Consider the following 24,321-nt stretch of genomic DNA (forward strand, 5'->3'; position numbering starts at 1 on the left):
AGGATTCTGTCCTAGTCCAGTAACAATGCAAAGGCGTGGTCAAGCGCGACCCGGACTGCCCCGCGGAGGGCCGCATGGTCAGTGAGTGTCGAGGCGGCGAGGCGTGGGTGAGCGGAATTAAGCTCTTTCAGCTTTTCGTCGAGCGACGGGATGAGGACATCCCCCGCCCCTGCCGGGCCGCCGGAGAGTACGATCAGCTGGGGATCCAGGAGGGTAGCTACAACAGCAATGGCACGGGCTGTGCGCTCCGTGACTATATCGATCACTTCGGATGCTGCGGGGTCGCCCTTCCGGGCCGCCTCGATCACCATCTCGGCGTTCACCGCGGCCGGAACTCCGCCGCAGAGACGCAGCAGCTCGCTGCTGTTCGGGGATCCCGGCCGCTCGCCGTCCAGTATGTCTGCGGCAGCAATAGCCCCCAGTTCCCGGCACATGCCGCCAATGGCGTCTGTATTCCCTACGCCTTCCACCAGTTCGAGGAATCGCATTTCACCGGCTGACCCTCCGCCGCGAATGAGCCGGCCGCCAATGTAGATCCCGGCACCCAACCGCTCGCCGGAGAGGAGCACCACGACGTCATCGACGTCCTGGGCTACGCCGATCCAGCGCTCGGCGATGACAGCGAGGTTGGCGTCATTGTCGACGATCAGTGGCCAGTTGAAGTCCGGTCGGAGGGCTAGGCGGAGGTCCAGGGAGGAAAGCCCCGGCAGGTATGACTCCAGCGCAACCGCATGTCCGTTTGGCCTGACGGGGGCAGGCACTGCCATCCCGGCCGCCATCACCTTGGACGGATCCACGCCGGACCGGGCCAGGACTTCCCGTGTGGCCTTCCGTGCGACCAGTAGGCGTTCAGGCGCCCCGAGGTGCTCGTCGCGCCACTTTTCTGACCATTCGGCGACGATGGTGCCAGCGAGGTCGGACAAGCACAGCTGCAGTTTTGTGGCTCCGAGGTCGATCCCCAGCACGTAGCCGGCCCTGGCATTCAGCCCGAACCGTCGTGATGGGCGTCCGCTTCGCGTGGGCAATCCCGGGCGGGTCCCGTCTTCGGTCAGCCATCCCAGCTTGAGCAGTTCGTCGCAGACGGCCAGGACGGTAGGCCGTGAAAGGCCGGTCGCTTCCATGAGGCCGCTGGCATCCAGTTTGGCGCCGGAAACGAGGGCTCCCATCACGGCCGAGGCGGAGATCTTGCGGAGCACGGGGAGCGTGGCCTCCGTTTTTCTTGTGCTGTTTTTCAACGCCATCCCTTGACCGGCTTATCTACTGCTCACCATACTAGGGGTGCGTTTATTAACGGCTTTTATATATTCGTCCCGAGAGCACTGATGGGGATACCAGGTGCTCAAAAACCGAGGAGAGCAATGAAGCATCACCTTAGAACGGGCTGCGCCGCCGTCGCCCTTGCAGTTGCGGCGTCGACTGTCGCCTTTTCCCCTGCCAGCGCAGAAGCAGAACCCGCGCCGGGGGCGCCGGGGGCTTCCGCGACGTGGACAAAAGGCGACAAGGAGGGCGTTGGCTCGTCCGTCAGCACAGCTTCGAAGGTCTGGTACACCCTGACAGAGGGGACCCTCAGCGAGGTGTACTACCCGCGCGCAGACACCCCCAATACCCGCGAACTCCAGTTTGCCGTCAGCGACGGATCCCGCACCCAGCGTGAGAATGAGGACACGACCCGGCGGGTGGAGCTCGCTGACCCGCAGGCGCTGAGCTACCGGCAGATCACTGAAGACAGTGCCAGTCGCTGGCGGTTGACGAAAACCTATGTGACAGACCCGCAGCGCTCTGCTGTGATGCTCGGGGTTACCTTCGAGGTGCTCGACGGCGGGAATTACCAGCTCCATGCCCTGTTCGATCCTTCCCTGGCCGGCACTTCCGGCGGGGACTCCGGCAGGACTGTCGGTAATGCCCTGGTGGCAGAAGACCTTTCCATTCCGGACACCCCGGTTGCCTCCGCAGTGGTTTCAAGCTCAGGATTCAGCGCCACCAGCACCGGATATGTCGGCACCAGCGACGGCGGAACGGACCTTGGTGCAGATGGCAGACTCGACGGCGCCTACACCGGCGCCGGGCCCGGGAATATCGCCCAGACCGGAACGATCGCGCTGACGGGAGCAAAGACGGAATTCTCCCTTGCCCTGGGCTTTGGCGCGAATGCGCAGGAGGCCCTCGAGACCGCAAACGCGAGCGTGAAGCAAGGCTTCCCCAGAGTGTCGAAGGAGTACACCAAAGAATGGAAGCAGTACCTGCAATCCCTGGACAAGCCGGCCAAGGCCCTGGACGGTGATCTTCTGACGCAGTACAACGTCTCCCTGATGACGGTCAAAGCCCATGAAGACAAGACCTTCCCGGGGGCCTTCATCGCATCGCTGACCACGCCGTGGGGGCAGGTAGCGAACGCCGAGCAACACCGTGAGGGATACCACGCGGTGTGGGCACGTGACATGTACCAATCGGTGACTGCCCTGCTCGCTGCCGGGGACGAGGAAGCTGCCCGCCGCGGCGTTGAGTGGCTGTTCAAGTATCAGCAGTTGCCGGACGGACATTTCCCGCAGACGTCGAAGGTTGACGGAACCGTGGGCCAGAACGGGATCCAGTTGGATGAAACAGCGTTTCCCATCCTGCTGGCGAGCCAAATTGGACGCACAGATGCTGACTTCTACGCCAAAGAACTCAAGCCCGCAGCGGACTATCTTGTTGCCGCCGGCCCCAAGACCCCGCAGGAACGCTGGGAGGAAACAGGCGGATATTCAACGTCGACCCTGGCGTCGCAGATCGCCGCCCTGGCGGCTGCCGGAGACATAGCAGAAGGGAATGGTGACGCCGGTTCCGCTGCGATTTATCGGGCCACTGCGGACGAGTGGCAGCGCAACACGGAAAAGTGGATGTTCACGACCAACGGACCGGTAGGTGACGGCAACTACTACTTGCGCATCAGCGGAAGCGGCGACCCCAACGATGGCGCTGTCCGCGACTGGGGCAACGGTGCAGGCATCCATCCGGAGAACGCCGTGCTGGACGCCGGCTTCCTGGAGTTTGTCCGGCTTGGCGTGAAGCCGCCCGCCGATGCGCACGTCGCGGATTCCCTTGCCGAGACAGACGCCTCCATTTCACAGGACACCCCAGGCGGCCGCATGTGGCATCGCTACACGTACGACGGCTACGGGGAAAAGGCCGACGGCTCGCCATGGGACGGGACCGGAATCGGACGACTCTGGCCGCTGCTGACCGGTGAGCGGGGCGAATACGCGCTGGCTAACGGTCAGGATGCGCTCCCGTACCTGGCAACCATGCACTCCGCAGCCAACGACGGATTCATGATTCCCGAGCAGGTTTGGGACCAGGATGAACCGACAACTTACCGCCACGAACTGGGTCGCAGCACCGGCTCCGCCTCGCCGCTCTCGTGGGCAATGGCACAGTACGTGCGGCTTGCTGCGGGCATGGAAAACGGATCACCGGTTGAGACACCGCAGAACGTTGCTCGGCGGTACGGTTCAGGCGCTGTCGCCGAACCCGCACTTACGGTCGAATCACCTGCCCAGCTCAGCACTTCCGACTCCCCCAGCACCACTGTCGCTGGCATCACGGCTGCAGCCAAGGTATACGTTTCCGTCAACGGTAATGTTGCCGAGGCCCCGCTTACCCCGACGGGCGACGGCACATCCAAGTTCTCATTGGACGTATCCCTTACCGGCACCAAGAACACAGTGACCGTAGCCGCCGTGGGAGCCGACGGCGGCACTGCCGTCGAGGACCGGACCGTCCTGCATTACGGCACCCGCATCGGCGGACTGCAGGACCCGTCTGGAGATGACAACGGTCCTGGAAGCTACACCTACCCGAGCAACCCGGCCTACGTCCCCGGCGCCTTCGACCTCACTGGCGTCGACGTCTATGATGCCGACGATAACTACGCGTTTGTCACCACCATTGCAGGCGAGGTCACCAACCCTTGGGGCGGTCAGGGCATCTCACACCAGCGGATCAACGTCTACCTCAGCAACGGCGATACGACCCCCACCCCGGCCCTGCCGGGCACAAACATGAACGTCGAAGATGCCTGGGATTCCGCCGTTGTCACCGACGGTCGCTTCGACGGGGCGGGCGTTTATGCTCCTGACGGAACCCGCACGTCAGCCGTGACACTGCTGACGGTGCCGGAAGCCCGCCAGATCGTCACCATGGTGCCCAAGGCTGGCTTGGGCAACCTGAATCCTGCCTCCGCAAAATTCGCCGTTGCCATGTTTGGAAACGCCGAACCAGGTGAGGGCATCGGCAACGTACGTCCCGTCTACGACGGCGGATACTGGGCGGCCGGAGATCCGTCCTGGATCAAGGAGTGGCGCTTCGGCGGCGGCGCCGGCGTATTCGACGGCAGCACACCTTCACGGGATACCGACACCAGCGATCCAAATGCCCTGGATGTGGTTGTCCGCGAGGGCCAAAGCCAGGCCGCGGTTCTTGACTGGCAAGCAGCATCACCCGTTGTGGTTCCCATGGTCGGGCTGAAACCATAAGTCCTAATCTCAAGGCGGGGCCGGAAAACTCCGGCCCCGCCTTCCTCATTCGGCATACCGGTTTCACTGGAGTTTGCCCCGCAGCTCTTCAGGAACGGGCGGCCGCGGGAGGAACGCGCCAGGTTCGTGTTTGATCCGTGTCAAAGCGGACTCGATGGCGCCTTTGACCACCACCTCCGCTCCCAATGTGCTCGCAACGAGTTCCGGCAGCGGCAGGTCCGAATCCGTGCGCAGCAGGGTGCGTGCGTGTTCGAGGACAGGTTCGATGGCCCGTGAAATCCCTCCTGCGATGATGACGCGTTCAACGTCCAGAAGGCTGGAGAGCACAACCGCAATCCGCGCCAGTCGGTCGCCGAGCCGGGCGATGATGTCCGCCGCGAACGGATCTCCCTCGCGGGCTGCCTGGAAGACGTCCTCCGCGGTGATTTCCCCCTCGGGGATGTGCCGCAGCATGGTTTTGCCCTCGTATGAGTGAACGCGCGAGCGTGCCCATTTCCGCGCAAGTGCGCCAAACCCGTCCGTGCCCCCTTCGTCGGGCACGAACTTGCCGGCGGTAAGAGTGTCGAGGAATCGCATCTCGCCTGCGCCGCCCCGCGGTCCTCGCAGCAAGTGCCCATCGACGATCAGGCCGGCGCCGAATCGCTCGCCTGTCAGCAACGTTGCTTGATTAGCTGACGGGTCGTGGGCGCGTTCGGCAATAGCGGCGAGGTTGGCGTCATTCTCGACGATGACCATGCCCGGCAGATGGGAGGCGAAGCCGGAATTCATCAGATGCCAGAAGTCGCCTTCGGGGGACATGCCATAAGCGTCGATCGGCGCGGGAACGCCGACGACGGTAAGTAAGACGTCGTCGAGGGTGCGTCCGATGTCGTGGAGGGTCAGACGGATCATCTCCCGTGCACTCGCACCGCGGCCGGCACGCCCCAGCGCATGCGAGTCAATACTTTGTCGACGCGTGTTCAGCTCGCGGCCGCGCAGGTCGGCGACGATCGCCGTGAAGTAGGACTCCCCCGCGTCCAGCCCAACAACAACACCGGCAGCCTCACGCACTTGGTAGCGGCGGGCCGGCCGGCCTTTGTGAGTACGGCCATCGGACTGCCCGTCCTCCACTTCCTCAAGCCAGCCAATGTCGACCAGACCGTCGCAGACGCCGAGTACCGTGGCGCGCGTCAGCCCGGTCGCGGCCATGGCCTCTCCGGCTGTGAACACCTGTTCCTCGAGGGCGAAGCGAAGCAGTGCATCGGAGTTGATTTGCCGCAACAGCTGCGTTGAGCTCGCCGACGTCGTATTCATCCCTTGACGATATCGCCCGCATCCCCCATCCTCATATAGGACCTAAATATAAGATCCAAATAAATTCGACTTAGGAGCCGATGTTGCCACCTTTGACGTCCGCCGGGACGCGAGTCTCCCGTCGCACCTTCCTTGCCGCTTCCGGGGGTGCGCTGGCCGCTTTCGCCCTGGCCGGTTGTGCACCGGGAGGAGCACGCCCCACCGTCACGTTCCACCAGTCCAAACCTGAAGCTGTCCCGTACTTCCGCGATCTGGCGGCAAAGTTTTCCGCGTCGCAGGACCAGGTCCGCGTCCTGCATGACATGGCGACAAATCTTTCTGCCAGCTTTGTGCGCAGCAGTCCGCCGGATCTCGGTTGCCTCAACTACAACCTCGAGATGGCCAGGTTCATGGAGCGCGGGGCACTCTCGGACCTTTCGGATCTTCCGGCAGCAGCTTCCATCCGGGACGACGTCCTCGACCTTACGAACTGGTATCCCACCTACCCGGGCCGTACGAGCGTCATCCCCTACTCGGTCATGGCTGCCTCAGTCATCTACAACCGCCGCATCTTCGAGCAGAACGGGCTGTCCGTCCCGACAACCTGGGATGAACTGATCGAGGTATGCGAGGTGCTCAAGGCAGCCGGCATCACACCGATCTACGGCACTTTCCGCGACCCCTGGACGATTGCCCAGGGCCTGTTCGACTACACGGTCGGCGGCATGGTCGACGTGCGCGACTTCTACAAGGCAATGCACCGGATCGGCGAGAAGGTCGGACCGGATTCCGAGGTGTCGTTCCAGAAAACGCTGCTTGAGCCAGTGAAGCGCATGGTCCAGCTGACGTCGTACGTCAACCCCGATGCGTCCAGCCGCGGCTACGGGGACGGCAACACTGCCATGGCGCAGGGGCAGGCAGCGATGTACTTCCAGGGGCCGTGGGCCTTCGGAGAGATTGAAAAGGCCGGCACGGATGTGGATCTCGGCACCTTTCCGCTGCCGATGACCGGCGACCCCGCCGACCTGAAGGTCCGCGTTAACATCGACCTTTCGCTCTGGGTTCCCGAAGTCGCCAACGCCCAGGAGGGTGCCCGCGACTTCCTTCAATACCTCATGGAGCCGGAGATCCAGAACTCCTACAACGCCGAATTCCTGGGCTTTGGCACCACCAAGGACGCGCCGGCGGTGACCGACCCCCGGATCGTTGAGATGCAGAAGTACTACGACGACGGCCGCTTCTACATGGGAGCCTCACAGTTCATTCCGAACTCCATTCCCGCCGCGAACTATCTTCAGTCGATCATCGGCGGCGCCGACGTCGAGAGCACGCTGCGCCGGCTTGACGCCGACTGGGCGCGCCTGGCTTTCCGCGCGTGACCACCACTTCCGTTCTAATGCACGAAACGAGGACCATTCATGTCATCGACGACTAAGCCTTCCACTAGAGCGGTGGTGACGGCCCCGGCAGCGACCAGAGCGACGGTTGCGCGAAAGCGCCGCCTCGATCCGATCTACTACTTCTTCCTGTTCCCGGCGCTGGCGATTTTCACCCTCGCCGTCACGCTGCCGGCTGTACTCGGATTCGTCTACAGCTTCACGAACTCCGTCGGCTTCGGCAACTTCGACTTCATCGGCATCCGGAACTTCATAGCGGTTTTCCAGGATGAAGGGGTCCTCAGCGCCTACGGCTTCACGCTCGCCTTTGCGCTCGTGACCGTCATCGCCGTCAACGCCGTGGCCTTCCTCCTGGCGCTGGGACTCACGTCCCGTGTCCGCTTCCGCGCTGCACTGCGCACGGTATTCGTTATCCCCATGGTGATTTCGGGCATCGTCATCGCGTTCGTCTTCCAGTACCTCTTCTCGAACTCGCTGCCGCTTGTGGGCCAAAGCATGGGAATCGAACCGCTGGCGACGAGCATCCTCGCCAACCCCGATCTGGCGTGGCTGGCGATCGTCTTCGTCGCGGCGTGGCAGTCCATTCCGAGTGCGATGCTGATTTACATCGCAGGGCTTCTCACGGTTCCTGCCGAGGTCTACGAGGCAAGCTCCATCGACGGAGCTTCGCCCTGGCACAACCTGCGGCACATCACCCTGCCGCTGGTCGCCGGGTATGCGGTCATCAATATGGTCCTTGGCTTCAAGAACTACCTCAACGCCTACGACATCATCGTTGGCCTTACCGACGGCGGCCCCGGAGTCGCCACACGCAGCGTCGCGATGTCGATCTTCCGTGGCTTCGAAGGCGGCGACTACGCGTACCAGATGGCCAATGCCGTGATCTTCTTCCTCATCAGCATCGTCATCGCACTCATCCAGCTTCGCTTCACTCGTGGCAAAGGAGGGGTCGCAGCATGAGCAGCGCACCCAGCACCATCACAGCAGGACCCACGCCCGCCGGGAAGAAACATCCGATCCGCGCCGGCAAAAAACGCAGCAACTGGCCTGCAACCATCGTCCTCATCGTCTGCACGCTCAGCGTGCTCGTCCCGCTGTACGTCACGATCAGCATGGCGTTCAAAACCACCGGCCAGGCGGTGGACGGCAACGCCTTCTCGCTGCCAAGCCCCCTGACCTTCGACAGTTTCGTCCAGGCATGGACGCTCACGAACTTCCCGCGCGGCTTCGGAATCTCGGTGTTCGTGTCCGTGACCGCCGTCGCGGGGGAAATCATCGTGTCGGCGCTGGCAGCCTACGCGATCGTCCGCAACTGGGACCGCCGGCTCTTCCGCTGGTCCTTCTTCTACCTGCTCGCGGCGATGTTCATCCCGTTCCCCGTGGTGGCGCTGCCGCAGATCCAGCTCACGGGCCTTGTCGGACTGGACAATCCACTCGGCGTCGCGATCCTGCACATCGTGTTTGCCCTGGCGTTCAACACGATGCTTTTTACGGCCTTCCTGCGCTCCATCCCGCTGGAGCTGGAGGAAAGCATGCGCATTGACGGCGCCGGCACGTGGCAGGTGTTCTGGAAGCTCATCTTCCCCCTGCTCGGGCCGATGAGCGCAACGGTGGGCATCTTCGCCTTCATCGCGTCATGGAACGACTTCATGATGCCGTCACTCATCATTTCCGACCCGGAACTGCAGACGATCCCGGTGCTGCAGAAGATCTTCCAGACGCAGTTCAGCAACAGCTACAACGTCGCCTTCGCCTCGTACCTGATGGCGATGGCGCCGGCGATCGTCGTCTACCTCTTTACCCAGCGCTGGGTAATGTCCGGCCTGACCCAGGGCGCAGTCAAGTGACGCCAGCCGCCAAACCGACCACAGACCCAAAAGTAAAGGACAAAGTCTTGCCCTCCATCGCCACCAAGGCAACCAGCACCGGGCCCAAGCAGATGACCGACCCCGACTGGTGGCGCCAGGCCTCGGTCTACCAGATCTACCCCCGCAGCTTCGCCGACTCCAACGGCGACGGTATCGGTGACATCAACGGCATCACCGCCAAGGTCCCTTACCTGAAGGCTCTGGGAATCGATGCGGTCTGGCTGAGCCCGTTCTACCCTTCAGCCCTCGCCGACGGCGGCTATGACGTGGACGACTACCGTAACGTTGACCCGCGGCTCGGCACTCTCGAGGACTTCAACGACATGGCCTCCGCCCTGCACGCCGCCGGCATCAAGCTGATCGTGGACATCGTGCCCAACCACTCCTCGAACCGCCACGAGTGGTTCCAGGAAGCCCTCGCCTCCCCGAAGGGATCCCCCGCCCGCGACCGCTACATCTTCCGTGACGGACTCGGCGACAACGGTGAACTTCCGCCGTCAGACTGGGACTCCGTGTTCGGCGGTCCCGCCTGGGAACGCATCACAGAACCCGACGGAACTCCGGGGCAGTGGTACATGCACATCTTCGCCAAGGAACAGCCGGACTTCAACTGGGACAACCGCGAGGTTCGCGAAGACTTCCTGAAGACCTTGCGCTTCTGGTCCGACCGGGGAGTGGACGGTTTCCGGATTGACGTCGCCCATGCCCTGACCAAGAACCTCGAAGAGTCCCTGCCCACCAAGGCAGACCTCGAAACCCAGGGCGAGGCGCTGTACCTTGCCGGTGCGCATCCGTACTGGGACCGCGACGAAGTCCACGAGATCTACGCCGAGTGGCGCAAGGTCTTCAACGAGTACAACCCGCCGCGCACCGCCGTCGCCGAAGCCTGGGTGCACTCGGACCGCCGGGCCCGCTACGCCAGCCCGGAGGGCCTTGGCCAGGCCTTCAATTTCGACCTGCTGCAGGCAGACTTTGACGGCGCCCAGTACCGGAAGATCATCACCAAGAACCTCGCCGAGGCCCAGGCTTCCGGCGCTTCCTCCACGTGGGTTTTCTCCAACCACGACGTCGTACGGCACGCCACACGCTACGGGCTTCCGGTCTCCGGACCTTCGGCCGAGGGCGGGATCATGGCCGGCGAGGCCGGCAAGCAGTGGCTGCTGGCCGGCGGCAAGCAGGAAGACGTCGACGTGGAACTCGGCCTGCGCCGCGCCCGTGCCGCATCGTTGCTGATGTTCGCCCTTCCAGGCTCCGCGTACCTCTACCAGGGCGAGGAACTGGGCCTGCAGGAAGTCGGCAGCGAAATCCCCGACGCAGAACGCCAGGACCCGGCCTTCTTCCGCAACAAAGGCGTGGAAATCGGCCGCGACGGCTGCCGCGTGCCGCTGCCCTGGACAGGCTCGGGCACCTCGTTCGGTTTCGGGAGCGGCGGTGCCCACCTGCCGCAACCGGAGTGGTTCGCAGGCTACTCAGTGGAAGCCCAGGAGGCCCGGGAAGAGTCAACCCTGTCCCTCTACCGCAGGGCGCTGGCCCTGCGGTCACGGCTGCAGACCACCGAAGTGCTGGAATGGCTGGAAACCGGCCGGCCTGACGTCCTGGCCTTCCGGCGCCCCAACGGCTGGACCTCCGTAACGAACTTCGGCACGGAAGCCTTCGAACTGCCCGCCGGCAAGGTACTGGTCTCCAGTTCGCCGCTCACGGCAGGTTCCCTGCCCGGAGCAGCCACGGCCTGGCTCCAGGAAGCGTGATGGCAGCACCCTCGAGCGATACCACGGACGTACCGTCCGGACTGGATTTCGGGATCGGCATCGATGTCGGCGGGACGTGGATCAAGGGCGCGGTCATCAACATGGGCAGCGGCACCCCGGTCGGCGGCGTCCGTCGCCTCCGGACACCTGCCTGCGGCACGGTTGATGCAGTCGCAGACACCCTGGACCAGCTCATCGACGAGCTCGAATCCGAAAGCCCCGGCCATAGCGCCCCTGCTGTCGGCGTCGCCATCCCCTCGATAGTCCAGCACGGAGTGGCCAGGTCGGCAGCAAACATGGACGCCGGCTGGATCGGACTGGATGTTCAAGCCTACTTGCGGGAACGGCTTGGCCGGCCCGTTTGCGTGGTGAATGACGCCGACGCCGCTGGTATGGCAGAGGCCCATTACGGCGTCGGGAAGGACAAACGCGGCGTTGTCCTGGTCCTCACGTTGGGAACGGGCATCGGATCAGCACTCATCGTTGATGGAAAGCTGATACCCAATTTCGAGCTGGGGCATCTGGAAATCGGCGGGCACAAGGCAGAATCCCGGGCATCGGCCGTCGCCCGCGAAAATGCAGGCCTGGACTGGATCGAGTACGCGGACCGGCTCCAGCTGTACCTGTCACATGTGGAGTTCCTGTTCTCGCCCGACCTGATCATCATCGGTGGGGGAATTTCGGAATGCAGCAACGAATACCTGCCTCGCCTGTCACTGCGCGCCCCGGTCATCCCGGCCAGCCTGGAAAACTCTGCGGGCGTCGTGGGTGCTGCCCTGCGGGCAGCTGCAGCCTGAGGGCACCCGACGAAACCGTCCCCAAAAAGGGCCGACGGCGGCACTCACCACGCCGCCGTCGGCCCTTCCAACGAAGCTGCCACCCGCCCAAGCGGTCCTTAGTCACGAGGGGCGGACCGGCGCGGGGTTGCGGCCGCCGCTAAGCTAGCGCCATGGCCAACAAAACCACAGCAGAGAAGCTTGCCACCCTCCAGAAGGGCTACACGCTGGAAGGCGCCACCATAGAGCTGGGAGCCGCGATCGTGGACGGCGAGCTCCACAAGGACGCGCCGGTGCGGCTGCCGCTTTCCATGATGAACCGGCACGGCCTCGTGGCAGGTGCCACCGGCACGGGCAAGACCGTCACACTGCACATGATGGCCGAACAGCTCTCCACCGCCGGCGTGCCGGTCTTCCTGGCGGACATCAAAGGCGACCTCTCCGGGCTGGCCACCGCCGCCGTCGGCAGTGAAAAACTCACCGCACGCACGGAGGGCATCGGGCAGCCATGGCAGGGCAAGACGTTCCCGGTGGAGTTCCTGGCCCTGGGCGGCGATGGCAACGGCGTCCCCGTGCGGGCCACGGTGTCCTCCTTTGGGCCCATCCTGCTCTCGCGGATCATGGAACTGAACGACACGCAGGAATCGAGCCTGCAGCTGGTCTTCTATTTTGCGGACAAGAACGGCCTGGAACTCATTGACCTGAAGGACCTCCGTGCCGTCATCCAGTTCCTCACCTCGGACGAGGGCAAAGACCAGCTCGAGGAACTCGGCGGCCTGTCCAAGGCGACCGCCGGGGTGATCCTTCGCGAGCTTGTGAGCCTCGAGGCGCAGGGACTGGAGAGGTTTTTCGGGGAACCCGAGTTCGATACCGCGGAGCTGCTGCGGACCGCCCCGGACGGTCGCGGGGTCATCACGTGCCTGGAGCTGCCCACGCTGCAGACCAAGCCCATGCTGTTTTCCACCTTCCTGATGTGGCTGCTGGCCGACCTGTTCGAGGACCTCCCCGAGGCCGGCGACCTGGACAAACCCAAGCTGGTGTTCTTCCTCGATGAAGCCCACCTCCTCTTCAACGACGCCTCCAAGGCGTTCCTGGAGGCCATCACCACCACGGTCCGGCTCATCCGCTCCAAGGGCGTGGGGATCTTCTTCGTCACGCAGACCCCCAAGGACGTCCCGGCCGAGGTCCTGGGCCAGCTCGCCAACCGGGTGCAGCATGCCCTCCGCGCGTTCACCCCGGAGGACGCCAAGGCATTGAAGGCCACGGTCTCCACCTTTCCGCTCAGCGACTACGACCTGGAGGAAACCCTGACGTCCGCCGGCATCGGCGAGGCCGTCATCACCGTCATGAATGAGAAGGGTGCCCCCACCCCCGTGGCGCTGACCCGCCTGCGGGCGCCCGAGTCGGTGATGGGTCCGAGCGACGAGGCTTTGGTCCGCAGCACCGTGGCGGCTTCAGCCCTGCTGGCCAGGTACGGAACGGCGGTGGACAATCCGTCGGCCTTCGAAAAGCTTTCCGGGAAGGCTGCCGCTCCCACGGGGCCGACCGCCGATGGCCGGGTGGCCGTCCCCGGCAGGGCTGCCGGCGGAACTACCGACATCGACGCCGAGGCACGCCGGATCGAGGAGGAGATCCTCGGCCGCCCCAGCAGCCGGCCGGCAGCTTCCGGGGATGGAACGCGCCGCTCCCGGACGGAAGAACCGCGGGAACCACGGCCCGAGGCGCGTGATTCGATGATGGGGGATCTGGGTGGCGTGCTGGGCGGAGCCCTGGGCGGCGGGCTGAAGAGCATGGCGAGGTCCATCGGCACGCAGCTTGGGCGGGAGCTGCTGCGCGGGGTGTTCGGCACGTCGTCCCGGCGGCGCCGCCGCTGACCAGGTACCGCATCCGCCATGCCCGACTGCCGCCGTCGGCCGCTTGGCAGGTAACGTAATGACAGTGCAGATGAGTCAAGCGTTGGTGAGGATCGCGGCCGGATGGCTGCTGGGACTCATGCTTGCCGTCGCCGGAGCCGTCGTTGCGGTGAACCTGGTCAACAATACGGTGGCTGGCCCGCAGCAGCCGGTCCGGGAGTATCTGGAGGCACTGCAAAGCGGCGACGGCGGCAAGGCACTGGGGCTGCTTAGGGCAACCGTGCCGCCCAGCAACGCCGCCATGCTGGACGGAACCGCCCTGCAGACTGCAACGTCCCGGTTCACGAACGTGGATATCGGTGACGCGGTGGAGCGCCCGGACAACCAGGTCATGGTGCCCATGCAATACACCATTGACGGCAGCCGGCTCCGCACCGAGTTCCTGCTGGAGAAAACCGGAACAGAGTGGATCTTCTTCAACACGTGGGCCTTTGTTCCGTCGAGGCTTCCCACTCTTGACATCACAGTGGTCAACGCCAGCGAGGCCACCGTCAACGGCGTGCCGGTGAACATGCCGAACGGCCGAAACTCCTTTGCGGTGTTCTATCCGGGCGAGTACGAGGCCACCGTGAACGGCCAGTACTTTTCGGCATCACCCACCAGGGCCACGGTGACGGCGCGCGATGCCCCCGTAGCGCCGCTCAACCTCCTCACCCAGGCCACGGACACCCTGAAGAAGGACGTCTCGGCGAAGGTCAAGGAATTCCTGGACAGCTGTGCAGCCGAAGCAGCCAAGGAGCAGAAGCTCCAGCCCGACTGCCCGTTCTACTACGCCAGCAACAACAGGGTGCAGGACGGCACCATCAAGTGGACCGTGACGGAGTACCCCAACGTGTCCATCGAGCCCTTCGACGGGCGCTGGGTGGTGGCTCCGCTCGACGGCAAGGCCAAGGTTGAGGCCCTCCAGCAGAACCTGTTCACCGGCGCCTGGTACCCCCTCAGTGAAGAGGTGGACTTCAGCTTCACCACCCGGCTGGACGTCTCAGGAGACACGGTCAAGGTCACGCCGGTGCTGAGCTTCTAGCCCCTGCCACAACAGCCCAGTTTTAGTTGCTTAATGCCAGGTTTACCGGCCTTTGTGGCGCCAGCTGGGCGAATAACCGGGCCGGTGTGGTTGCGGCCACCGCAGCGAACCCCGGGCAAGAACCTCACGGACCTGCGCCAGGACGGATTCCGGCCCGTGAACCACGTCGTCGTAGAAGAACCTGAGCACGGGCAAGCCCTGCAGTATTGCCGAGTTATCCCGCCGCCGGTCCTTTTTGAACTGGCGCGCCTCGAGGTGGAAGGCGAGCCCGTCAATTTCTACGATGAGGAACCCTTCCAGCAGGAAGTCCACTCGTCCGATGCCGTCGATCCACACTTGGGTCTCGGTAAGAATGCCCGCATCCCGGAACAATACCCGGGCCAGTGTTTCGAGCAGGGAATCCGCACCACGGTCAACTTTGGACACCACGTTCCGCGCTTTGCCACACCGGCTGCCCTCGAGGTGGCGCAGCAGATACGACAGATCGATGTCGCCGCGGTTGTAGGCACACTCCACCATCACCACGGACTCAAGTTCCGGCAGGCAAAGAAGGGCATGAAGCAAGACATCGGGAAGTGCTGCCAGGGTCCGATACCGGGGTGGCTGCGTCAGGGCAAGACGATGGCTGACACAACGGACTGCGCTCCGGCCATTGCTCTGCCAGTAGTGCGGACTGGCAGCAGGTCGGAGCCGCCAGAGGCCGTATGACGGTGCCGCGGAAACACACGTGACCATGCCGCGGGCACGACCTGCAGCCACCAGTTCCGCATCAGCATCTACCGTGGCCAGGAGTCCTCGTTCCAGCCGTAGCACCTGGCCGCTGCGGACCGCCCGGCGAAGCTCCACATCCGTAGCACCGGCGGCCAGCACATCCCGCCGCAGCAAGACTCCCCCGGCCGACCTGAGGATCTCTGTTGGGTCCATCAAGCCAGACTGTCGGCAGTCCCATGGTCGACGGGAGGCAGCAAGGGGGCTATGTGGAGAACCCTGGGCCCGGACTGGCCCAGTTTTGGGGGCAAAAGGTGCGGCACTGGCCCGGTTTCAAGCGGCATCAAGCCAATAACCGGGCCAGTTGGACACTCGGCGGCGCGTCAGTCCATCCCGCGGAGGTCCAGGACCAGCTCACGGTCGCCGTCGCGCTGCAGCACCACGGGGATGCCCCAGTCCTGCTGGTAAAGGTGGCAGGCGGCGTGGTCCGGGATTTCGCCGTCCTCGGTCTCGGGGCCGTCACAGGCAGCAGCCCGGGCCGTGATGTGCAGGACGCCCTCGGCCACCTCAGGTGAAAGCTCCAGCGTCCGCAGCAGCCCCACGGACGTTCCGCCGCCGGACACAAGGAGCTCCGGCGGGGTGGAGGAGATCTTCAGCTGCGTGGGATCGCCCCAGCGGTCATCGAGCTTCTGCCCGGTGGGGGCGGTGAAGCGGACGGCCAGTTCAACGGGTCCTGGCGCCACAGGGCTCTTGGGCCGGTGGGTCTGGACCGCTCCCTCATCCACCTGCTGGGCTTCCTTGGGGATGGGAACGAACACCACCTGGTGCTTGTTGGCCTCAACCACCACCAGCAGTGGCTCGGAACCGGCCGAATGCGTGTGGTCCACAATCACGTCTGACGGCTCCAGGAGGCCGCGCGCGAGCGTTGACACCGTGCCCGAGGCGGGGTCGTAGCGGCGGACGGCACCGTTGTAGGTGTCCGCGATCGCCACTGATCCGTCCGGGAGGACTGTCACACCCAGGGGGTGCTGCAGCCGGGCCTCTGCGGCGGGGCCGTCCCGGAAGCCGAAGTCGAACAGCCCCTTGCCGATGGCGGACTCCACCGTGACGCTGCCGTCGTCGTCAATCACCAACTTGCGGAGGGCGGACGTCTCGGAGTCTGCCACCCAAATGTTCCCGTCCGCGTCCTCGGCCAGGCCGGAGGGCTGGGCGAACCAGGCCTCGTGCGGGGCGCCGTCCAGCAGGCCCTCCAGCCCGTTGCCGGCCACAATGGCAACAGAGCCGGTGATGGGATCGAAGCTGAAGATCTGGTGCGTCCCGGCCATGGCGATCACCACGGCGTTGAGCTTGCGCGACCAGACAACATCCCACGGCGAACTCAGGGCAACGTCCAGCGGGTGCCCGCCGAGCTCGCCGGTGAATCCCGCCGCGTCCTCATCCACGCGCGCGGGTCCCGCCTCCAGCAGCCGCTGGACGCCGCTGCCGGCCAGGGTTGAGGCCTTGCCGTCCGCGAGGGACAGCCCGCGGAGCCGGTGGTTGACGGAGTCGGCAATGACGACGTCGTAACCCGCCTTGGCTGCCACGTCTTCCGGCAGCAGGACCAGGCCCTGGGGTTCGTTGAACCGGGCCGCGGCTGCGTCACCGGCGGCCGGGCCGTCGGAGTAGCCCCGGCTGCCGGAGCCAAAGGTGCCCAGGACAGTGTGGAAGTCGGTGGCAAGCTCCACCAGCCGGTGGTGGCCGGTATCGGTGACCAGCCACGAGCCCTTACTTGCTGCGGAACCGGCGGCCGCGGCACCCGCCGCGGTACCGCCGTCGGACGTTCCCTCCGAGGCGGTGGAACCGCGGCCCGGCGGGAGGAAGAGCGCCTTGCCGGGAAAGCGCAGGGTGCCGGACGTGGGCTCGGGCGCCACGTACGGGCCGGAACCGCGATGCAGGGTCCCCTTGGCCTCATGTTGCGCGATCAGCTCGGGAATCAGCACGGCCAGGCCGTCCGCGTGGCCTTCGCCGGAGAGGTGCGCCACGATGTAGCCCTCGGGATCGATGACCACCAGGGTGGGCCAGGCCCGGGCGGTATAGGCCTTCCAGGTCTCCAGCTCCGGGTCGTCAAGGACTGGGTGGTGGATCTCGTAGCGTTCCACGGCGGCAGCCAGCGCCACGGGATCGGCCTCGTGCTCGAACTTGGGCGAGTGGACGCCCACTGTCACCAGGACATCGGAGTACTGTTCCTCCAGCGGCCGCAGCTCGTCCAGGACGTGGAGGCAGTTGATGCAGCAGAAGGTCCAGAAGTCCAGCAGCACGATCTTGCCGCGGAGGGCTTCAAGGTCCAGTGATTTGCCGCCGGTGTTCAACCAGTTACGGCCCACCAGTTCGGAAGCCCGGACCCGGGCATGCGTGCGTACGGTTTCGCTCATCAGCGTCCTTCCAGCTTGTTTCGTTCAGCCAGCTTGGCATCGCGTTCAGCCAACTTGGCAAACATATCGTTGTAAGCGGTGAGATCGGCGTCGTTATTCCTGTCTGCCGCCCGGTCCACGCGTTTGGTCTCCCTCGCGTCCGACCGGGACCACATGATGGCGACGCCGATCGCCACCAGGAGCGTGGGCACCTCGCCGATGCCCCAGGCCACGGCGCCGCCGGTCTGCTGGTCTGCGAGTGCCGACTGGCCCCAGGCCCTGCCCAGGTTCCCGAAGTAGTCCGCGGCCAGCAGGTTGGTCCCGCCCATGATGGCCACGCCGAAGAACGCGTGGAAGCCCATGGTGGCCAGGAGCAGGACGAGCCGCATGGGGTACGGCGCCCGGAGCGGAAGCGGGTCGGTGCCGATCATGCTCAGGATGAAGATGTAACCGGTCAGCAGGAAGTGCACGGTCATCAGCTCGTGGCCCACATGCTCGCGCATGGCGAAGCCGAACAGGTCCGAGTAGTAGAAGAGCACAATCGAGCCGGCGAAGTTCGCGGCGGCGAAGAGCGGGTGCGTGACCAGCTGCGAGAACTTCGAGTGGACGAACACCAGCAGCCACTCACGCGCCCCGCGGGAACCGTCTCCACGGGCAGGCAGGGCCCGCAGTGCGAGGGTCACAGGCGCCCCCAGCACCAGGAAGATCGGCGCCACCATGGTCAGCGCCATGTGGTCCACCATGTGGGCGGAGAACAGCACGCGGCCATAGACCGACGGCGGACCAGAGGTGATGTAGGTGAGCACCAGCAGGCCAATGACCCAGTTCACGGTGCGGAACCACTGCCACTTGTCGCCGCGCCGGTAGATCTTGGCCACGGCAAGGAAGTAGGACACAAGCCCGAACAGCGCCGCGGCGATCCAGAGCCAGTCCAGGCGCCACTCTGTCAGCCAGCGTTCGGGGGTCAGCTCCGGGGGAAGCTCATACCCGGTGAGGATGAAGGCGGGCGTGGCATCGGGCGCGAAGGCTGTGGGCTCCGGCGGGGCGGACCGGCCCAGCGCGACGGCGACGCCCGACGTTGCGCCCATCACCAGGAATTCCGCCAGGACCAGCTGCCAGAGGACCCGCCGCGAGGACATGGTGGAGCCCTTGCGGCTCAGCTGCGGGATCACCCACTGCCGGTGCATGAACCCGATCCCGCCCAGGACCAGCGTGGCCATCGCCTTGGCAAGGATGAGCTGGCCATACGGGGAACCGAAGAGGTCACCCCAGTTGGTGACCCGGATGCTGGCGTTGATGATGCCGGACGCGAGAACGAGCACGAAGGCAAAACCGGCCAGCGACGAGAACCGGCGGAGCGTCGGCTCGGTGATGTCGGTGGCGGTTGCGGCTTTCGGGCCGGTCAGGATTCCGGACAGCAGGGCCAGCATGATGATGCCGCCCACCCAGGTGCTGACCCCTACCAGGTGCAGGCCCAGGGAGTTGATGGCGCCTTCGTGGTCCGAGGAGCTTGAAGAATGGCCGATCAGTGCTGTGGGTACCAGGCCAGCCAGGGCGAGGATCAGGGTCAGCGCCAGGCCGCCGAGGGACCGCACTCCGAACAGGGCCGTTGTCACGACGGCGGCGATGATGGTGACGGCCAGCCAGGCCCGCCCCGTCTCGATATCCGTCATGAAGTAGACCAGGGCCTGGGTGAACTCGGCATCGCCGGAGAGTCCCTGTCCGGCAACATCAGAGTAGGTGAGGACCAGGACCGCGATGGCCGACAATGTCCACGTCGCACCTGCTGCGGCCGCTACGGCCAGGGCGCGGCTGAAGGCAGGGTGTTCGGGTGCCTCACTGCTCTCTTTGCTCCGGCTGCGGGGCCCCGCATTCCTGGGCAGGATGCCGACGGCGAAGACAAGGCCGCCGATGACGGTGGCCAGCGACACGTTGTGGATTGCCTTGCTGACGGGGAGCCCCCAACGGACAAGCGCTCCAGGATCAGAGACTGCCCTGGCGCCGGCAGCCCCGGAGAAGATGAGCGCAGCTGCCAGGCCCAGGAAGAGGGCGCCCAGCCCGGCCACTTGCCATGTCCGGGAGATGCCCAAGGCACCGCTGTCCCCCGCCTGCGCACCGTTGCCCCGAGCTCCCTTGCCGGGAACGGACGGGGGCTGGGTGGAACGTGGTTTTGCGGCAGAAGACACCATTCCATTGTCCGCTACGCCTGCCCGGGCCGCGAATCGGCTTAAAGACAAAAGGAGCGGCAACCTGGTGGTTGCCGCTCCTTTTCCGCGCCGGCTGCGTGCCGGGGAGGAAGAAGCCTACTTCTTGTTGGAAACTGCAGCCTTCAGCTTGGAGCCGGCGGTCAGCTTGACGCTGTGGCCTGCCGCGATCTGGATGGTCTCACCCGTCTGCGGGTTGCGGCCGGTGCGTGCTGCGCGGTCGGTACGCTCGACGGCGAGCCAGCCCGGAATGGTGATCTTCTCGCCCGCTGCGACAGAAGTCTCGAAAACCTCGAACAGTGCGTCGAGGACGGAGTTGACGGCTGCCTGGCTGGTGCCGGCCTTGCCAGCTACCTCTGCAACAAGTTCACTACGGTTCTTAGCCATTTATGTCCTCCTGGACGGTCATGATTCTGGAGCCTATACGCGGCATGCGTACAAGCCACTGTTCGAAAACTTACCAGCTTGGGCCTCCGCGTTCCGCAAATTCCGCGTGTTTCCGCGACTTTTTGAGGTTAATCACCGGATTTTTCGGGTTTTTCACCCCGGATTCAGCCGCCAGCGGACGCTCTCTCAGTTGATGCGGGTTTTTCGGCGATGCTCTCTCGGTTGATGTGGGGTTTCCTGGGGTGCTCTTGCAGTTTGGCGCTGGTGGTCGACGGCGGGCCGGCCGGGCAGTGCGGGAGGGTCCCACGGGAGGGGGCGTTAAGTGAGAGAGGGTCCCCCGGGAGGGGGCGTTAAGTGAGAGAGGGTCCCCCGGGAGGGCGCGTTAAATGCGGGAGGCCCCAACCTGGTGGTTGGGGCCTCGACCTAATGGTTGTCCGGCGGTGACCTACTCTCCCACACCCTCCCGGGTGCAGTACCATCGGCGCTGTGGGTCTTAGCTTCCGGGTTCGGAATGGGACCGGGCGTTTCCCCCACGCTATGACCGCCGTAACCTTGTTACCCGTCCGCCCGGGTGATCCCCGGGGGTGGGAAGTGTTGTGGTTACAACATTGTGGTGTTGTTATTTAGTTGGTGTTCCCTGCAACAAATGGTTTGTTGTTCGGGAACCACATAGTGGACGCAAGCAGTCTTGTTTTTTCTTTTTACCAACCCTGGTGTGGAACCGCTTTTGAACCGGTTTCACGGGTGTGGTGTGTGGTGTAAGTTATCGGCCTATTAGTACCGGTCAGCTTCACGAGTCGTTAGTCCTCGCTTCCACATCCGGCCTATCAACCCAGTGGTCTGGCTGGGGGCCTCTCACACACGAGGTGTATGGAAATCTCATCTTGAAGCGAGCTTCCCGCTTAGATGCTTTCAGCGGTTATCCCATCCGAACGTAGCTAATCAGCGGTGCACTTGGCAGTACAACTGACACACCAGAGGTTCGTCCGTCCCGGTCCTCTCGTACTAAGGACAGCCCTTCTCAAATTTCCTGCGCGCGCAGCGGATAGGGACCGAACTGTCTCACGACGTTCTAAACCCAGCTCGCGTACCGCTTTAATGGGCGAACAGCCCAACCCTTGGGACCTACTCCAGCCCCAGGATGCGACGAGCCGACATCGAGGTGCCAAACCATGCCGTCGATATGGACTCTTGGGCAAGATCAGCCTGTTATCCCCGAGGTACCTTTTATCCGTTGAGCGACGGCCATTCCACAATGTACCGCCGGATCACTAGTCCCGACTTTCGTCCCTGCTCGAGATGTCTCTCTCACAGTCAAGCTCCCTTGTGCACTTACACTCGACACCTGATTGCCAACCAGGCTGAGGGAACCTTTGGGCGCCTCCGTTACTTTTTAGGAGGCAACCGCCCCAGTTAAACTACCCATCAGGCACTGTCCCTGACCCGGATTACGGGCCGAAGTTAGATGTCCAAAGTGACCAGAGTGGTATTTCAACGATGACTCCACCCGAACTGGCGTCCGGGCTTCAACGTCTCCCACCTATCCTACACAAGCCACTCCGAACACCAATACCAAACTATAGTAAAGGTCTCGGGGTCTTTCCGTCCTGCTGCGCGTAACGAGCATCTTTACTCGTACTGCAATTTCGCCGAGTTTATGGTTGAGACAGCGGGGAAGTCGTTACTCCATTCGTGCAGGTCGGAACTTACCCGACAAGGAATTTCGCTACCTTAGGATGGTTATAGTTACCACCGCCGTTTACTGGGGCTTAAATTCTCAGCTTCGCCTTGCGGCTAACCGGTCCTCTTAACCTTCCAGCACCGGGCAGGAGTCAGTCCGTATACATCGTCTTGCGACTTCGCACGGACCTGTGTTTTTAGTAAACAGTCGCTTCCCCCTGGTCTCTGCGGCCCCGATCCCCTCCCACCAGCAAGTGGTGTTCAAGGTTGGGGCCCCCCTTCTCCCGAAGTTACGGGGGCATTTTGCCGAGTTCCTTAACCATAATTCTCTCGATCGCCTTAGTATTCTCTACCTGATCACCTGTGTCGGTTTGGGGTACGGGCGGCTAAAACCTCGCGTCGATGCTTTTCTCGGCAGCATAGGATCACCGAATCCCCCCAAACGGGGGTCCCATCAGATCTCAGGCATCATGAACAGCGGATTTGCCTACCGTTCGCCCTACATCCTTAGACCGGGACAACCATCGCCCGGCTCGGCTACCTTCCTGCGTCACACCTGTTAATACGCTTGCCTCCCAGGATCAGGTCCTGCGCTCCACCAAAACCCTTCACCCACAAGGGGTGTCAGGCAGGTCTCGGGCAGTTAGTATCCCCTGTTCAGCATGGGCGGTTTTTCGCCGGTACGGGAATATCAACCCGTTGTCCATCGACTACGCCTGTCGGCCTCGCCTTAGGTCCCGACTTACCCAGGGCAGATTAGCTTGACCCTGGAACCCTTGATCATTCGGCGGACGGGTTTCTCACCCGTCTTTCGCTACTCATGCCTGCATTCTCACTCGTGTAGGCTCCACCGCTGGTTTACACCGCGACTTCACCGCCCACACGACGCTCCCCTACCCATCCAAACGCCTGAACCACAAGGGCTTAGCTAATATTTGAATGCCACAACTTCGGCGGTGTACTTGAGCCCCGCTACATTGTCGGCGCGGAATCACTTGACCAGTGAGCTATTACGCACTCTTTTAAGGATGGCTGCTTCTAAGCCAACCTCCTGGTTGTCTTCGCAACTCCACATCCTTTCCCACTTAGCACACGCTTAGGGGCCTTAGTTGGTGGTCTGGGCTGTTTCCCTCTCGACTATGAAGCTTATCCCCCACAGTCTCACTGCTGCGCTCTCACTTACCGGCATTCGGAGTTTGGCTGACGTCAGTAACCTTGTAGGGCCCATTAGCCATCCAGTAGCTCTACCTCCAGCAAGAAACACGCAACGCTGCACCTAAATGCATTTCGGGGAGAACCAGCTATCACGAAGTTTGATTGGCCTTTCACCCCTACCCACAGCTCATCCCCTCCATTTTCAACTGAAGTGGGTTCGGTCCTCCACGACGTCTTACCGTCGCTTCAACCTGGCCATGGGTAGATCACTTCGCTTCGGGTCTAGATCACGCCACTGCAACGCCCTATTCAGACTCGCTTTCGCTACGGCTGCCCCACACGGGTTAACCTCGCGACGTAACACTAACTCGCAGGCTCATTCTTCAAAAGGCACGCCGTCACCAGAATCAGACTGGCTCCGACGGATTGTAAGCACACGGTTTCAGGTACTGTTTCACTCCCCTCCCGGGGTACTTTTCACCTTTCCCTCACGGTACTGGTCCGCTATCGGTCATTAGGGAGTATTTAGGCTTATCAGGTGGTCCTGACAGATTCGCACGGGATTTCTCGGGCCCCGTACTACTTGGGATACTCTCACAGGCGGTACACAACATTACGGTTACGGGGCTAACACCCTCTCTGGCCGGCCTTTCAAGACCGTTCACCTATGCCTGCACATCACACCCCACCAGCCCGGCAGAACTGGTATGGAAAGTCCCACAACCCCGACCATGCAACGCCCGCCGGCTATCACACATGGAACGGTTTAGCCTGATCCGCGTTCGCTCGCCACTACTAACGGAATCACTATTGTTTTCTCTTCCTGCGGGTACTGAGATGTTTCACTTCCCCGCGTTCCCTCCACGCACCCTATGTGTTCAGATGCGGGTCACCGAGTCACTCGCGCGCTCGGCGGGGTTTCCCCATTCGGACACCCTGGGATCACAGTCCGGTTATCGACTCCCCCAGGCTTATCGCAGATTCCTACGTCCTTCTTCGGCTCCTAATGCCAAGGCATCCACCGTGTGCTCTTAAAAACTTGACCACAAAAGATCAAAAACGCTAATTTTCGAGAGAACCACGAAAACCACTGCACCATCCCGAAAGACAGCACAACAGATCCAGGTTCATATTCTTGGAAATTGCTTCTTATAAAAGATGCTCGCGTCCACTATGTAGTTCTCAAACAACAACCCCAAACCACACACCCCACACACACAACATGCATGATCGGTGCAGCCAGGAAACCAGAAACAAACAAACCCGCAACCCCCGCCCCGCAAAA

Annotated in this window: 14 protein-coding genes and 2 rRNA genes; 8 read left to right on the forward strand and 8 right to left on the reverse strand. The window is 63.3% G+C overall.

Annotated features, from left to right (window positions below; translation table 11 throughout):
• Positions 1–11: 11 nt before the first annotated feature.
• On the reverse strand, positions 12–1,235 hold the full coding sequence (locus tag SMD14_RS19110) for an ROK family protein (RefSeq protein WP_321214693.1): 1,224 nt from the start codon (positions 1,233–1,235) through the stop codon (positions 12–14).
• 123 nt (positions 1,236–1,358) lie between these two features.
• Between SMD14_RS19110 and SMD14_RS19115 the strand changes: the two genes are divergently transcribed.
• Positions 1,359–4,514 (forward strand): glucan 1,4-alpha-glucosidase, encoded by a 3,156-nt coding sequence (locus tag SMD14_RS19115; RefSeq protein ID WP_321214694.1) that lies wholly within the window; start codon positions 1,359–1,361, stop codon positions 4,512–4,514.
• A 63-nt stretch (positions 4,515–4,577) separates the two neighbouring features.
• Here SMD14_RS19115 and SMD14_RS19120 read toward each other — a convergent pair whose 3' ends face one another.
• Complete coding sequence (locus SMD14_RS19120; RefSeq protein ID WP_321214695.1) at positions 4,578–5,774, reverse strand: ROK family protein; 1,197 nt, start codon at positions 5,772–5,774, stop codon at positions 4,578–4,580.
• A 113-nt stretch (positions 5,775–5,887) separates the two neighbouring features.
• Here SMD14_RS19120 and SMD14_RS19125 point away from each other — a divergent pair, with 113 nt between their 5' ends.
• From SMD14_RS19125 to SMD14_RS19155, 7 genes are all read left to right on the forward strand, one after another.
• Positions 5,888–7,165, forward strand: a complete 1,278-nt coding sequence (locus tag SMD14_RS19125) for an extracellular solute-binding protein (RefSeq protein ID WP_321214696.1) — start codon at positions 5,888–5,890, stop codon at positions 7,163–7,165.
• A 39-nt stretch (positions 7,166–7,204) separates the two neighbouring features.
• Positions 7,205–8,143, forward strand: coding sequence for a sugar ABC transporter permease (locus SMD14_RS19130; protein WP_321214697.1), 939 nt, complete (start codon positions 7,205–7,207; stop codon positions 8,141–8,143).
• The gene (locus SMD14_RS19135; protein ID WP_321214698.1) at positions 8,140–9,030 is read left to right on the forward strand and encodes a carbohydrate ABC transporter permease; all 891 of its coding nucleotides are present in this window, start codon (positions 8,140–8,142) and stop codon (positions 9,028–9,030) included. Before SMD14_RS19130 ends, SMD14_RS19135 begins: the two co-directional genes overlap by 4 nt.
• 92 nt (positions 9,031–9,122) lie before the next feature.
• Complete coding sequence (locus SMD14_RS19140) at positions 9,123–10,799, forward strand: glycoside hydrolase family 13 protein (RefSeq protein ID WP_321216312.1); 1,677 nt, start codon at positions 9,123–9,125, stop codon at positions 10,797–10,799.
• The gene (gene ppgK / locus SMD14_RS19145) at positions 10,799–11,596 is read left to right on the forward strand and encodes a polyphosphate--glucose phosphotransferase (RefSeq protein WP_321214699.1); all 798 of its coding nucleotides are present in this window, start codon (positions 10,799–10,801) and stop codon (positions 11,594–11,596) included. The genes SMD14_RS19140 and ppgK overlap by 1 nt, the downstream gene beginning before the upstream one ends.
• Before the next feature lie 152 nt (positions 11,597–11,748).
• Complete coding sequence (locus SMD14_RS19150; RefSeq protein WP_321214700.1) at positions 11,749–13,449, forward strand: helicase HerA-like domain-containing protein; 1,701 nt, start codon at positions 11,749–11,751, stop codon at positions 13,447–13,449.
• 70 nt (positions 13,450–13,519) lie between these two features.
• Positions 13,520–14,512: a hypothetical protein gene (locus SMD14_RS19155; RefSeq protein WP_321214701.1), complete on the forward strand. Its 993-nt coding sequence runs from the start codon at positions 13,520–13,522 to the stop codon at positions 14,510–14,512.
• A 42-nt stretch (positions 14,513–14,554) separates the two neighbouring features.
• Here SMD14_RS19155 and SMD14_RS19160 read toward each other — a convergent pair whose 3' ends face one another.
• The 6 genes from SMD14_RS19160 to SMD14_RS19185 all read right to left on the reverse strand — a co-directional run bounded on the left by SMD14_RS19160 (position 14,555) and on the right by SMD14_RS19185 (position 24,081).
• Positions 14,555–15,436 (reverse strand): type IV toxin-antitoxin system AbiEi family antitoxin domain-containing protein, encoded by an 882-nt coding sequence (locus tag SMD14_RS19160; RefSeq protein WP_321214702.1) that lies wholly within the window; start codon positions 15,434–15,436, stop codon positions 14,555–14,557.
• A 167-nt stretch (positions 15,437–15,603) separates the two neighbouring features.
• Entirely contained in the window at positions 15,604–17,631 is a 2,028-nt protein-coding gene (locus SMD14_RS19165; RefSeq protein ID WP_321214703.1) for an NHL domain-containing thioredoxin family protein, read from the reverse strand.
• Positions 17,631–19,799 carry a cytochrome c oxidase assembly protein gene (locus SMD14_RS19170; RefSeq protein WP_321214704.1) on the reverse strand — a complete coding sequence of 723 codons (2,169 nt, stop codon included), beginning with the start codon at positions 19,797–19,799 and terminating at the stop codon, positions 17,631–17,633. The genes SMD14_RS19165 and SMD14_RS19170 overlap by 1 nt, the downstream gene beginning before the upstream one ends.
• Before the next feature lie 114 nt (positions 19,800–19,913).
• Complete coding sequence (locus SMD14_RS19175) at positions 19,914–20,201, reverse strand: HU family DNA-binding protein (RefSeq protein WP_009358243.1); 288 nt, start codon at positions 20,199–20,201, stop codon at positions 19,914–19,916.
• A 432-nt stretch (positions 20,202–20,633) separates the two neighbouring features.
• Positions 20,634–20,750 (reverse strand): 5S ribosomal RNA (rrf, locus tag SMD14_RS19180).
• A 204-nt stretch (positions 20,751–20,954) separates the two neighbouring features.
• Positions 20,955–24,081: ribosomal RNA gene (locus tag SMD14_RS19185) — 23S ribosomal RNA — on the reverse strand.
• Positions 24,082–24,321: the final 240 nt, after the last annotated feature.

Source organism: Pseudarthrobacter oxydans, assembly GCF_034258515.1.
In the GTDB taxonomy this organism is placed as follows: Bacteria; Actinomycetota; Actinomycetes; order Actinomycetales; family Micrococcaceae; genus Arthrobacter.

Coding starts and splice junctions, on each gene's coding strand:
- SMD14_RS19165 (WP_321214703.1), bottom strand. CDS start 17,631: ATGAGCGAAACCGTACGCACGCATGCCCGGGTCCGGGCTTCCGAACTG.
- SMD14_RS19135 (WP_321214698.1), top strand. CDS start 8,140: ATGAGCAGCGCACCCAGCACCATCACAGCAGGACCCACGCCCGCCGGG.
- ppgK (WP_321214699.1), top strand. CDS start 10,799: ATGGCAGCACCCTCGAGCGATACCACGGACGTACCGTCCGGACTGGAT.
- SMD14_RS19170 (WP_321214704.1), bottom strand. CDS start 19,799: ATGGTGTCTTCTGCCGCAAAACCACGTTCCACCCAGCCCCCGTCCGTT.
- SMD14_RS19175 (WP_009358243.1), bottom strand. CDS start 20,201: ATGGCTAAGAACCGTAGTGAACTTGTTGCAGAGGTAGCTGGCAAGGCC.
- SMD14_RS19150 (WP_321214700.1), top strand. CDS start 11,749: ATGGCCAACAAAACCACAGCAGAGAAGCTTGCCACCCTCCAGAAGGGC.
- SMD14_RS19115 (WP_321214694.1), top strand. CDS start 1,359: ATGAAGCATCACCTTAGAACGGGCTGCGCCGCCGTCGCCCTTGCAGTT.
- SMD14_RS19130 (WP_321214697.1), top strand. CDS start 7,205: ATGTCATCGACGACTAAGCCTTCCACTAGAGCGGTGGTGACGGCCCCG.
- SMD14_RS19125 (WP_321214696.1), top strand. CDS start 5,888: ATGTTGCCACCTTTGACGTCCGCCGGGACGCGAGTCTCCCGTCGCACC.
- SMD14_RS19155 (WP_321214701.1), top strand. CDS start 13,520: ATGAGTCAAGCGTTGGTGAGGATCGCGGCCGGATGGCTGCTGGGACTC.
- SMD14_RS19160 (WP_321214702.1), bottom strand. CDS start 15,436: ATGGACCCAACAGAGATCCTCAGGTCGGCCGGGGGAGTCTTGCTGCGG.
- SMD14_RS19140 (WP_321216312.1), top strand. CDS start 9,123: ATGACCGACCCCGACTGGTGGCGCCAGGCCTCGGTCTACCAGATCTAC.